Annotated in this window: 9 protein-coding genes; 2 read left to right on the plus strand and 7 right to left on the minus strand. The window is 31.2% G+C overall.

Annotation, left to right across the window (positions count from 1 at the left end; genetic code table 11):
- Window position 1 precedes the first annotated feature (1 nt).
- The 4 genes from BVC87_RS06740 to BVC87_RS06755 all read right to left on the minus strand — a co-directional run bounded on the left by BVC87_RS06740 (window position 2) and on the right by BVC87_RS06755 (window position 5,511).
- Complete coding sequence (locus BVC87_RS06740; RefSeq protein ID WP_075341601.1) at window positions 2-2,479, minus strand: hypothetical protein; 2,478 nt, start codon at window positions 2,477-2,479, stop codon at window positions 2-4.
- Window positions 2,480-2,530: 51 nt separating this feature from the next.
- Window positions 2,531-3,274 carry a hypothetical protein gene (locus BVC87_RS06745; RefSeq protein ID WP_075341602.1) on the minus strand — a complete coding sequence of 248 codons (744 nt, stop codon included), beginning with the start codon at window positions 3,272-3,274 and terminating at the stop codon, window positions 2,531-2,533.
- Window positions 3,275-4,315, minus strand: a complete 1,041-nt coding sequence (rlmN, locus tag BVC87_RS06750) for a 23S rRNA (adenine(2503)-C(2))-methyltransferase RlmN (RefSeq protein ID WP_075341603.1) — start codon at window positions 4,313-4,315, stop codon at window positions 3,275-3,277. It abuts the gene before it with no gap.
- A 170-nt stretch (window positions 4,316-4,485) separates the two neighbouring features.
- Window positions 4,486-5,511 (minus strand): hypothetical protein, encoded by a 1,026-nt coding sequence (locus BVC87_RS06755; protein ID WP_075341604.1) that lies wholly within the window; start codon window positions 5,509-5,511, stop codon window positions 4,486-4,488.
- 208 nt (window positions 5,512-5,719) lie between these two features.
- On the opposite strand from BVC87_RS06755, the gene BVC87_RS06760 reads away from it, so the two are divergent.
- A complete protein-coding gene (locus BVC87_RS06760) occupies window positions 5,720-6,244 on the plus strand; it encodes a glutathione peroxidase (protein ID WP_075341736.1) in 525 nt (174 codons plus the stop codon).
- A 7-nt stretch (window positions 6,245-6,251) separates the two neighbouring features.
- Here BVC87_RS06760 and BVC87_RS06765 read toward each other — a convergent pair whose 3' ends face one another.
- From BVC87_RS06765 to BVC87_RS06780, 3 genes are all read right to left on the minus strand, one after another.
- Window positions 6,252-6,827: an NAD(P)H-dependent oxidoreductase gene (locus BVC87_RS06765; RefSeq protein ID WP_075341605.1), complete on the minus strand. Its 576-nt coding sequence runs from the start codon at window positions 6,825-6,827 to the stop codon at window positions 6,252-6,254.
- An 853-nt stretch (window positions 6,828-7,680) separates the two neighbouring features.
- A complete protein-coding gene (gene queA, locus BVC87_RS06775) occupies window positions 7,681-8,730 on the minus strand; it encodes a tRNA preQ1(34) S-adenosylmethionine ribosyltransferase-isomerase QueA (RefSeq protein ID WP_075341606.1) in 1,050 nt (349 codons plus the stop codon).
- Window positions 8,731-8,796: 66 nt separating this feature from the next.
- Window positions 8,797-10,029, minus strand: coding sequence for a 3-phosphoshikimate 1-carboxyvinyltransferase (locus BVC87_RS06780; protein ID WP_075341607.1), 1,233 nt, complete (start codon window positions 10,027-10,029; stop codon window positions 8,797-8,799).
- Window positions 10,030-10,071: 42 nt separating this feature from the next.
- Here BVC87_RS06780 and BVC87_RS06785 point away from each other — a divergent pair, with 42 nt between their 5' ends.
- On the plus strand, window positions 10,072-13,182 hold the full coding sequence (locus tag BVC87_RS06785) for a VPS10 domain-containing protein (RefSeq protein WP_075341608.1): 3,111 nt from the start codon (window positions 10,072-10,074) through the stop codon (window positions 13,180-13,182).
- Window positions 13,183-13,279: the final 97 nt, after the last annotated feature.

Genomic DNA, 13,279 nt, shown 5'->3' on the forward strand with positions numbered 1-13,279 from the left:
GTTAGTCTTTTGCATTTAAGTTTGTAATATCTTTTTTAATATGAATTAACTCTCCTTTCTTTGAAATACCCTCTATATGAATACTAATATTATCTTGAGATAATCTTGGCAACGTAAAATTATATTCATAGTTACTATCATCATTTAAAGTAATATTAGATTCCCAATATAAAGCACCATACTCCTTAAAAGTTTTACTTTCCGTAGCAATGTATTTAGGTTGATAATACTCTTTTTCTACACTAAATGCTACTGGTAATTTATATTCTAAATAGTTCTTTTTATTTTTAAATCTATCCTCTTTAGAATATAAATGTATTTCTTGGGAATTTGGCGAGTTAGATATAAAAATCTCATCGTACTCTTTTAATAAAGATGACCTTAATAATGATAACGTTGAAAAGTCTAAGGTAATTTCTGAACCATTCAAGAAAATTCTTGCCGAAGCTGGAGCTATTCCTCTAGTCATCACCCCCACTCCTACTTGTTGATTAAAAACTATTGGAGGCATATTAGAACCACCATCTCCTCCAAAGATCTCATTTCCTGTGGGAACTTGTAAAAGTATAGGATCTGGTGTTATATTTAGCATAAATTGATTATTTCTCCTACTTATGAATTTTATTTCTCCATAATAATTTTCAGATAAATTATATCCCTTGGTTTTTATTAATTCAAAAAGCAATCTTCCTCCCCATGACTTATAATCATCCATTTTATAAGCATCTTTAAGTCCAAATAGAATTGGATTATTTTTAAACTTTCGTTTTCCTTTTACCATCACTTCATCTAATAATTCATCTTTTCCAACCATGTTAGGTATTGTTACATTATCTTCTATATTAGTAGTTCCTGTTGGTCTAATATTGTTAACCTGTAATTTTTTAGAATTATTTATAGCTGGCACAAAACGTAAATATCCTTTTGGTTGTTTCAATACGCCATTATTGTTATAAGAAACACGAATTTTAGAAGCGTCTTTCACAAATAAATTCTTAAACTCAAACTGATTGTTTTCTACCGAACTTGTATAAACATCACCTGAATCTGTAGTTAAAAAAACATCCGATACATTTACGCCTAGGTGATCCATATTCAAGGTACCCTTTACCGTAATTCCTGCTTCAAATTCATGTAAATCTGCTGGTGGGGTATTAAAAATATTATACCAATTATACTTAGACCATCCTTGTGTTAGCAGCACTAAATCTAACTCTTGTAACTTTTTTCTATCTACATCTTTAAAGAAATATTCGCTATTCTTTACATTTCCATTAATATATGGAGCTAATAGAAATTTCGAATAAATATTATGCTCACTATTATCAGCCTTAGTTTCTTCTGGTAATACTGAAGCACTTAAAAAATAGGCCCCTACATCTTCTTTTGATTTTACATTTACTGTAACAGCATCTGCAGACACTTCAGTTATATTCAGATTCACGGTATCAAATAATGATTTATTATAGTTAAAAAATACTCTTTCAGCAATGGGCTTATGTTCATCAGTAAACAAAGTCACTATATTGGTTCCTTTACTAAATAACTTCTTGTTGATGTATAAAAAATATGATGTTGCATCAGATGTAAACACCACTTCTCTTTTTAAATATGAATTGGTATTGTGAATTAAAAGATGATACTTTTTACCTACTAAATCATTTATTGTTTCGGTATTGGTATTTACAGTAAATCTAGTCATGTTACTACTAATATCTTCAAAAGATAACGTAACTCCTTTCAGTTCCTTTCTAGGTAATAATGTAGTAATCTCCTCTTGATTTTCTAAAATTACTTTTGCTTCATATTCCTTTCCTTGTTCTATAACTAGTTCGGCTTTTGCTAATCCAAATTGATTAAAGGTAAATTCTTCAACTACCCTTCCTTTACTATCTATAATTTCACCTTTTTTTATCTCTGGTACTTTACCATTCTTATCTTTAATAATTATACCTAAAGAATTTAAAGAATTGGCTAGTAAATGACCACCTTCTGGTAACACCTGTAAATCGTAACTATTTTTCTCTGCCTGAGTTGAATTTATTTCCTTTTTATTGTTTATAATTTGAATTTTCTGTACAAAGGATTCATCTTCCTCAAAATTTCTCATGTAGTTGGTTGAGGCTCGTAGAAAATAATTTTCTCCTGTAAAAGTAGAATCAATCTTAAAACTTCCATGTGCCATTCCATCTGCTACATGCAAGAGTTTATTGTCCTTTATTTCTCCTTTCTCATTATAAATAGTACAATACAAGTTCTTTGTTTTTTGATGGAGCTTTTGAGTATTCATGTTTAAAACATAAGCTTTAAACCAAACTTCTTCGCCTTCGAAAAAACTTGTTTTATTTAAATGCAGATAAGGTATTTCTCGTTCGTTATTAAAGTATTTGACATATAGGCTATCAATACTTTTTTCTTGCGAAAAAGAAACGGTTAAATAGAAAATTGAAAAGAATAAAAGTAATTTTGAATATTTCATAGTATGTTGGTTTTTAACACCTTAAACACCACAAAAATTATTCCAAAAAGCTTAATATGATTTATTTATTTGCTTAAATCTTTGCCATATTTCTTTATGCCTTCTTTTGTAAATAGACATAGTTCCTCTATCTAAGCCATAATAGAACAAGCAAATTCCTGAAGGAGGGTTCGCACTTGGTAAAAAATTGAAGTAATCAAAAGCCGTTTTAGGCCAAACCCAGCATTCAAAAGAGGTACCTACTAGCTCTACACAAGAAACAATAGCATACATTACGAGATAAAACATTCGCTCTTTAGGGTATTTTCGTAAGGAAACAAACACCAAAATAGTTAGAACAAATCCAAAAACGTCTTTTCTAAAAATTAGAAACAAAACTGAATATATGATTATACATATAGTAATAAAGCGTTCTATTTCTTTCCTGTAGGCTTTTACTTTTGATTTCCTAGAGAAAAAATAAACTCCTAAAAAGATTACAGCATGACCAAAGGGAACATAATGGGGTATGTTTTGTAATCTATACTCATACATTCCTAAGCCAAAACAGAAAATATGCTCACCTACAAACCCTATTATAAATGCATAAATAAGCTGTTCTTTAGTTCTTTTTGTTCCTTTGTAAAAGAAATACACAAAAACACCAATAACTAAAATATTATTTATCCATTGCGAATGCTCAAAATAGGTTTCTGAAAACCACTTACTATCAAGAAAAAGCCCTAGAAAAATAATAAAAAACAACCATCCAAGAGATTGTATAGTCTGACCGAATAGGGATTTTGAAAGATTCATTTACGATTTATTTGCCAATTGTCCGCAAGCAGCATCAATATCTTTTCCTCTAGATCGACGAACATTTACTACAATATCATGCATTTCTAAATTAGATATATAATTATTTAATGCGACTTGTGAAGCTTGTTGAAACTCTCCATCATCAATCGGATTGTACTCTATTAAATTTACTTTAGCAGGAACATATTTACAAAATCGGACTAGTGCATCAATATCTTCTTTTCTATCGTTAATTCCTTGCCAAACCACATATTCATATGTAATCGTTCTTTTGGTTTTTTCGTACCAATACTCCAATGCTTCTTTTAAATCCGTTAAAGGAAAAGTAGTGTTAAAAGGCATTATTGATGTTCTTACTTCATCTATCGCTGAATGTAAGGAAACCGCCAGATTAAATTTCACTTCATCATCTGCCATTTTTTTTATCATCTTTGGAACTCCAGAAGTTGAAAGTGTAATTCGTTTTGCAGACATTCCTAATCCTTCTGGTGAAGTTATTTTATCTATAGCTTTAATTACATTATTGTAATTCATTAACGGTTCTCCCATTCCCATAAATACAATATTGGTAAGCTTATGATTATGGTATAATCGACTTTGCTGGTCTATAGCTACTACTTGATCATAAATTTCATCTGCGTTCAGGTTTCGCATTCGTTTTAAACGTGCTGTAGCACAAAATTTACAATCTAAACTACACCCTACTTGGCTAGATACACAAGCTGTAGTTCTTGTTTCAGTAGGTATTAAAACAGATTCAACAATTAAACCGTCATGAAGTTTTATTGCGTTTTTAATAGTACCATCATTACTTCGTTGCATGGTATCTACTTCGATATGATTAATCACAAAATTTGCATCTAACATTTCTCTAGTGGCTTTTGAAATGTTAGTCATATCATCAAAAGAATGTGTAGCCTTACTCCATAACCACTCATAAACTTGGTTACCTCTAAAAGCCTTATCTCCGTTTTCAACAAAGAAATTTCTAAGTTGTTCTTTAGTAAGCGCTCTGATGTCTTTTTTCTGTGATTTCATTATTGCAAAAGTACGGTATTGAAAGTAAAAGAACTATACAAACTTTTACCCTTACATTAAATAGAATAGGTACTTTTATAAATTATCCCTGAATATTACAATAAATACTCAGGGATAATACTGTATTTTAAAAATTTAGAAATTACTTTAGCTTATGCAAAGCAAGATTCCTATCTTTCGTAAACACTAATTGCTATAGCATAATAACTGCTAACATCTTCTGCTAACTTTTTTAACGTAATAAGCTCATCATTTTTCCAATATGCTGCCTTTCTATCTGGACCACTACCTAAAACTCCAGAAACATATCTATTTTCTTTAAAAAATTTAATATCATTTGCAGTACTTCCTTCATCTAATGATACTGTTCCTGAAGCACTCCATACCACTGCTTTTCTATTAAATAAATCCTCGTAACCTACTGCATTAAATGTTGTTCCATCATAAGCTATTGAAAAAGATTGCGAATCTTCTGCTAACAAGGTACGGTCTCCATTATGCCACATCACAGCATCTCTTAAATCTTCTCCTATTATATAAATATTATTAGCATCTACATAAACATCATAAGCTATACGAGATCCAAGTGATGTAGGCTTATTTTTTTCTAATGATGAACTCACCCCGTTAGTCCATAAAATAGGATCCCAACTCCCTTTATTATCATTTTGCCCTCCAACTACATACACTTTATCATTATAAACATACACTCCTTCTGCATTAGAATTTCCCTCTTTTGCTAAATCTTCTTTCTCTCCATTTTTCCAGTATACCGCTCTTTGATTACCTCCTTCTTCCATTTGAATTCCAACTACATGAACATCATTATCATCAACATAAATACCTTTAGGAGCAGCATTTCTACTACCTTCCCATAACACTATAAGTTCATCATTCTTCAACATAACTGCTTGTCTTTTCTCTCCTTGATTTCTCGCTCCAATAACATATAAATCGTTACCATAAGCTATTGCCCCTGTAGGGAAAAAATTTTCTCCTTGCTTCACTAATCGACTAGGTTCTCCATTACGCCAAATAGTAGCTACCTCTCTATCTTCTCTTCCATCGTCATATAATGAGTATCCAATAACAACTTCTTGTAATTCTTTAGGCATTGACACATCTTCATCACCACTATTACATGAATATAGTGCTGCAATACATACTACAATTATACTTTTAACTAATATTTTCATTTATTACTATTTTTATAAATTCCTGCAAAAATAGCTTTGCCCCTTACAATTAGTATCGCCCAAAATGGGTGATTTCTTTATATTAGTCTACTGTAAATTTTATATTACAATCTTATAAGCTCACAATTAAAACATTGTAATACTGCACATAAATTCTTAAATTTATATAAGACAAATTATTCACTTAATGTCTAAAACAAATAAAAAAATGAAAACAATACTTAAGGCTAAATTATTTTCTAGCGTTTCAGACACAAAAGAAAAGCAATCTATTTATAACATAGCTATTAATGATATCTCAAATAAGCCAGTTTCTCTTTCTCAATTTAAAGGAAAAAAGATATTGTTTGTAAATGTAGCTTCTCAATGTGGTTTCACCAAGCAATATGCAGAATTACAAAAGTTAAGTGAAACATATAAAGACCAATTAACGGTAATTGGACTACCCTGTAATCAATTTGGAAATCAAGAACCTGGGAATGCTAGTCAAATCCAAGAGTTTTGTAGTCTAAATTTTGGTGTAGATTTTTTAATTACAGAAAAGATACGTGTTAAAGGAAACAAACAACATCCTTTATATGCATGGTTGACATCTAAAAATTTAAATGGAAAGAAAAACTCTAAAGTGCGATGGAATTTTCAAAAATATCTAGTTGATGAACAAGGTGATCTAATCGATTATTTTTATTCAACAACCAAACCCTTGAGTTCTAAAATAACATCGAAAATATAACGATTAATTATATCATTTTTTTTCCAAGAGAAAACACTTTCTTTAACCACTTTTCACGAAAGTTTTGTGTTGAGTTTTTAATAGGAGCTATATAAGTCAATTTTGTTGGTTTCACACCACAGAATGCTAATACCCCTTTTTTGAGTTCATTAATCACTGGGCTTTTCAAGTATACATAATAATACCATCTAGGAGAGTCTGATGTTATAATTAATCTAGCTGTTTTGTTCTTCAATAACTTTTTTGGCAATAACTTACCTTCCGCTATTTCAAACATAATACCAGGTAGAAAAACTCTATCTATAAAACCTTTTAAAATGGCTGGCATTCCACTCCACCAAACTGGTAAAACCCATACTAAATGATCTGCTTCTTTTATCTTCTTTATTGCAAACTCTAAATCTGGTTCAAGAACAGTTCGTTTTCTATATCCAAATTGTAAATTAGGATTAAAATTAAGCTCCCTAATATTTATAATTTCAACGAAATTGGTTGATAACTTTGCGCCTTCATAGTATGAATTTGCTAAAGCATTATTAAAACTCTCTTTATCTGGATGTCCATTTATAATTAATACATTCATTGTTTTTATTTTTAGCTAAATAACAATGAACTGAAAGGGTCACAAAGGACAAATGTCTAATAAATTGTTTTTCTGATTCTACTTAAATGTCTTTGTGTAATTCCTAAGTAGGATGCTAAATAGTTTAGAGGAATTTCTTTGACTAATAGAGGTTGATTCTTTATTAAATCTAAATATTTATTTTCAGCTGTCTCTTTTTGAAGCATAAAAATCCTGCGCTCTAACTCGATATATTCATATTCTGTTAAAATTTTCAACAACATTGTCCAATTAGAGCTTTCCTTTTCAAGTGCGATCAGCTGTTCTTTAGTCCAAACTAAAACTTCAACATCTGTTATGGCTTGTAAGCTTTCTAGAGAAGGTTTTCCTGTAAGATATGAAGAGTAAGCTGATGCAAAAGAATTTGAAAATCGAAAACAATAGGTTATATCTTCTGCTGTAGAAGACCAATAAAATGATCTTAATATTCCTTGTTTTATAAAACCAATCTTAGTGCTTACTTTTCCACTTTCAGCAAAAAAAGCACCTTTGTTTCTGCTTGGTTTACAAAATTATAAATCTCATCCTCTGATAAAACTTGAAAACTTCTTAAATAATCTTCTAACATTTGAATGGCTTATAAAATTTAAATTGTTAAAACAACCCCCTATAGACTGAAAGTCATTTTTAATATCATTTTTTGCTTTTAGCTCTTGGCTATTAGCTAACAGCCAAAGGCTAATTGCACTCGACTCTAGTTGCAGAAACTGAAAGTCAGATCCACTAAAGTACATAATTTCAACTATTCCTGATACCAATAAAAAAACCGAATAACATAAAGCTATTCGGTTTCTTTTATATTTTTTAAAGAATGTTATATGATTAACATCGCATCTCCGTACGAGTAAAACTTATATTTCTCTTTAATTGCTTCTTGATATGCTTCCATTACAAACTCATGACCTGCAAATGCCGCAATCATCATTAACAATGTAGATTTTGGTGTATGGAAATTAGTTACCATACAATTTGCTATACTAAAGTCATAAGGAGGGAAAATAAATTTATTAGTCCATCCTTGATAAGCATTTAATCTATGGCTAGCAGAAACCGATGATTCTACTGTTCTCATTACAGTAGTTCCTACAGCACAAACTTTTCTTTTAGTTTCTAAAGCATTATTTACAATATCACATGCCTCTTGAGGAATAATAATTTGTTCAGAATCCATTTTATGTTTAGATAAATCCTCTACTTCAACAGGATTGAATGTACCTAAACCAACATGTAAAGTCATCTCAGCAAAATCTACTCCTTTAATTTCTAAACGTTTCATTAAATGCTTAGAAAAGTGAAGCCCAGCTGTTGGAGCTGCTACTGCACCTTCATGTTTCGCAAAAATTGTTTGGTAACGCTCTTCATCTTCAGGCTCAACATCTCTCTTTATATATTTTGGTAGTGGTGTTTGTCCTAATTCTATTAATTTATTTCTAAACTCATCATAAGAACCATCAAATAAAAAACGTAAAGTTCTACCTCTAGATGTAGTATTATCAATAACTTCAGCTACTAAACTTTCATCTTCTCCAAAAAACAATTTATTACCGATTCTTATCTTACGAGCAGGATCTACCAATACGTCCCATAATCTGTGTTCTGCATTTAACTCACGTAATAAGAAGACTTCAATTCTCGCACCCGTTTTTTCTTTATTTCCGTACATACGTGCTGGAAAAACCTTGGTGTTATTCAGCATCATCACATCTCCTTCATCAAAATAATTGATTAAATCTTTAAACAACTTGTGCTCTATTGTTTGTTCTTTACGATTTAATACCATTAATCGAGCTTCATCTCTATGCTCAGAAGGGTATTCTGCTAATAATTCTTGAGGTAAATCGAAGTTAAATTGAGATAATTTCATTCTTGTTATTTATTGATGGCGGCAAATATACGATTTCAACATAGGGCTTGTCAAGCGTTTCATCTTTTATTTTAACACTTCATGCTCTATTCCAACTTTTTCAAAGTCAGACCAAAAACCCTGATAAGACTTTGTTACTACTTTTGCATCAGCAATTTGAATAGGTACTTTTAATGCTAATGGAGCAAAAGCCATGGCCATTCTATGATCATGATAGGTTTCTATAGTTACATTTTCATGTATTTTATTGGTTACTTTTAAAAATAACTCTTCATTAGTCACCTTTATTTCTCCTCCAAGTTTTGAAAGCTCTTCTCTTAAAGCTTCTAACCTATCTGTTTCTTTAATTTTTAATGTATGTAATCCTTCTAAATCACAAGGCACTCCTAGAGCAAAACAAGTAACCGCTATAGTTTGTGCTATATCTGGTGCTTTTACCAAGTTCAATTCTAACTTTTCTTTACTCGTTTCTCGTTCTTTTCTTAACGTAATTGTATGTTCTTCAAAAGCAGTAGTTACTCCAAAATGTGTATAAATTTCTGCTAAACAACTATCTCCTTGTAAACTTTCTTCTTTATAAGAAGACAATTTTATTTCAGTACCTACTTCACTTAAAGCTACAATTGAATAGTAATATGACGCAGAACTCCAATCTGCTTCTACAACAATCTCCTTTGACTCTATCTTATCTTTAGGAAATACTCTAATTTTATCATTAATAAAAGAAGTTTCTATACCTAATTGATTCAATAAACTCAACGTCATTTTTATATAAGGAACGGAAGTTATTTCACCTGTAAGTGTCAATTCTAATCCATTAGATAAACTAGGTGCAATTAGTAACAATGCTGAAATGTATTGACTACTAACATTTCCTGCAATAGACACTTTATCTTGAGTTAATTTTTTCCCTGTAATTTTTAATGGTGGATATCCTTCTTTATCCAAATAGGAAATATCCGCACCTAAATCTCTTAGCGCATCTACTAAAATTTTTATAGGTCTATTATGCATACGTTCAGAACCTTGTAAAATTTTCACTTGTCCTTCTTGTGAAGCGAATAAAGCTGTTAAAAATCGCATAGTAGTTCCTGCATGACCGATATCTGCTACTTCAGCATCACTTTTTAATGCGTTTTGCATATGAATAGAATCGTCAGAGCTTGATAAATTCTCTATACTTAATTCTGGGAATAACTGTTGTAAAATTAACAATCTATTTGATTCACTTTTTGAACCAGAGATTACAATACTGTTTTTAAATACTTTATTTTTAGGAATCTTTAACAATAAGTCCATATACAAAATTTTATATTTAGCTATTTTAATCAACTAAACCAAATGAAAAAACTACTTTTCTTAGGAGTTTTATTACTCCTACTGTCGAGTATCAAAGTTAATGCTCAAAACGACAATAGCCAATTTTCTGAAGAATATTTTAACGCAATCGAATGGAGGAACATTGGTCCGTTTAGAGGCGGACGAAGTTGTGCTGTAACTGGGGTCTCTAAAAAACCTAATCTTTTTTACATGGGAACTACTGGTGGAGGAATATGGAAAACCATTGATGCTGGTAATACTTGGCAAAATATCTCTGATGGTTTTTTCGGTGGCTCAGTAGGGTCAATAGCCATAAGCGAATGGGATAATAACATCATTTATGTAGGAATGGGTGAAAAAACTGTTCGAGGTAATGTATCTTCTGGTGATGGAGTTTGGAAATCTGAAGATGCTGGAAAAACCTGGAAACATATGGGACTTCCAAATGCTAGGCACATTCCTAGAATGCGCATACACCCTAAAAACCCAGATATTGTTTATGCTGCTGTTTTAGGAGACTTATATAAATCGACAACGGAAAGAGGTGTTTACAAATCTTTAGACGGTGGTAAAACTTGGAAAAAAGTATTATACAGTAATGCTGATGCTGGCGCTATTGATTTAATTATAGATCCTAGTAATCCACGAACTTTATACGCTTCTACTTGGAATGTAAGAAGAACTCCATATAGTTTATCGAGTGGTGGTGAAGGTTCTGGTATTTGGAAAAGTACTGATGAAGGTGAAACATGGACTAATATTTCTAAAAATGATGGACTTCCAAAAGGAATATGGGGAATTTCTGGCTTAGCTGTTTCTCCATTAAATTCTGATATTGTTTGGGCACTTATTGAAAATGAAAAAGGGGGAGTTTATAAATCTTTAGATGGCGGTAAAACATGGAAACTCATCAATAAAGAAAGAAAATTAAGACAACGAGCTTGGTATTACACTAGAATTTATGCCGATACACAGGATGAAAATATTGTGTATGTATTAAATGTTAGATATCATAAATCTACAGACGGTGGTAAAACCTATAAAACATATAATGCACCTCATGGAGATCATCATGATTTATGGATTGCTCCAGAAGACAATCAACGTATGATCATTGGTGATGATGGCGGTGCTCAAATTTCTTTTGATGCTGGTGAAAATTGGTCAACGTATTTAAATCAGCCAACTTCACAATTTTATAGAGTAACAACCGACAATCACTTTCCTTATCGAATTTATGTAGCACAGCAAGACAATTCTACAATTCGAATTTCTCACAGAGGTAACGGACAATTCATAACTAACAAAGATTGGGAAGAAACTGCTGGTGGAGAAAGTGCCCATATTGCTGTTGATCCATTAAATAATGATATTGCTTACGGAGGTAGTTATGGTGGATTATTGACTAGAGTAAATCATAAAAATGGCGCAATTCGCGCTATAAATGTATGGCCTGATGATCCTATGGGACATGGTGTTGAAGATTTTAAATATCGTTTTCAGTGGAATTTCCCTGTACTATTCTCTCCAAACAACCCTAAAAAATTATATGCTGCTTCTAATCATTTACATGCCACTACCAATGAAGGGCAATCTTGGGAAATTATCAGTCCAGATTTAACAAGGAATGATCCTAAAACTTTAGGCCCCTCAGGAGGTCCAATTACTAAAGATAATACTGGTGTAGAATATTACGGGACTATTTTTGCTGCAGCTGAAGTACCAGGTGAAGATGGTGTGATTTATACTGGATCTGATGATGGTTTAGTTCATATCACTAAAGATGGAGGTAAAAATTGGCAAAATATTACTCCTAAGAAAATGCCAGAATGGATGATGATTAATTGTATTGAAATTGATCCACACACTAAAGGAGGTGCTTATATTGTTGGAACTAAATACAAAACGGGAGATTATCAACCTTATATTTATAAAACTGAAGACTATGGTAAGTCTTGGAAAAAAATCACTACCGGAATCGGTAACGAAGATTTCACCAGAGCATTAAGAGCTGATCCAAAACGAAAAGGATTATTGTATGCTGGTACAGAAAGAGGTATGTATGTGTCTTTCAATGATGGAAAGAACTGGCAAAAATTCCAACTAAACCTACCTATTGTTCCAATTACAGATCTAGCTATAAAAGAAGACAACTTAATAGCTGCTACCCAAGGTAGATCTCTTTGGATTATAGATGACCTTACTCCCTTACACCAACTCAACAGTACATTAACATCTAAAGATTTCTTTATTTACAAACCTAAAGAAAGCTATAGAATGGGTGGAGGAAAAGGAAAAAAATCGAAACGAAATGGAACAAATCATTACGGAGGAATACCTATTAACTTCTATCTTAAAAACTACACAGAAAAGGATACGGTAAAACTTCAATTTTATGATGTTTCAAAAACTTTAATTCGTGAATTTAGTAATCACACAGCTAAAGATAAAAAGGACACAAAACTGAAAAAACTGAAACAAGGAGATAACCTATTTTATTGGGATATGATGTATAAAGGAGCAGAAAAAGTAAAAGGTATGATTTTATGGTGGGCTTCTTTAAATGGACCTATGGCTTTACCTGGCGAATATACTGTAACTTTAGATGTTAATGGAAAAACAACATCTAAAACCTTTGCTATTAAATCAAAACCTAATACTGAAGCTTCTCCTATTGATTTAAAAGCTCAATTTGATTTTATCAATAGTATAAATACCAAAATGACTGAGATACATAAAGCCCTGAAGAATGTAAAAAAGGTAAGAACACAAGTAGAACTTCTTAAAAAATCAATTAAGGATACAAAAAAGCACAAATCTTTATTAGATTTTGCTGATCAATTGGTAAAAGATATGACTATTGTAGAAAACAATCTATACCAAACTAAAAGTAAGAGTAATCAAGATCCTTTAAACTTTCCTATTAAGTTAAATAACAAATTAGGTCACCTAAACTCTCTTTCTCGTATAGGAGATTATAAACCTACTGATCAAGCTATAGCTTTTAAAAATGAAATCACTAAAGATATCGACATTGAATTAAACAAACTATATACTATTTTCAATTCTAGAGTTAAAGACTTAAATCAAAAGGTAAAAGAAAGTCAAATTGATTTTATTCAATTAGATTAACATGAATTTTATTTAAGAATAACAACTACACAAAAAGAAAACTGCCTGAAATTACTTTCAGGCAGTTTTTTTATACTAATATTTTATTTACTAGATC

This window comes from Tenacibaculum agarivorans (genome assembly GCF_001936575.1).
Classification (GTDB): Bacteria; Bacteroidota; Bacteroidia; order Flavobacteriales; family Flavobacteriaceae; genus Polaribacter; species Polaribacter agarivorans.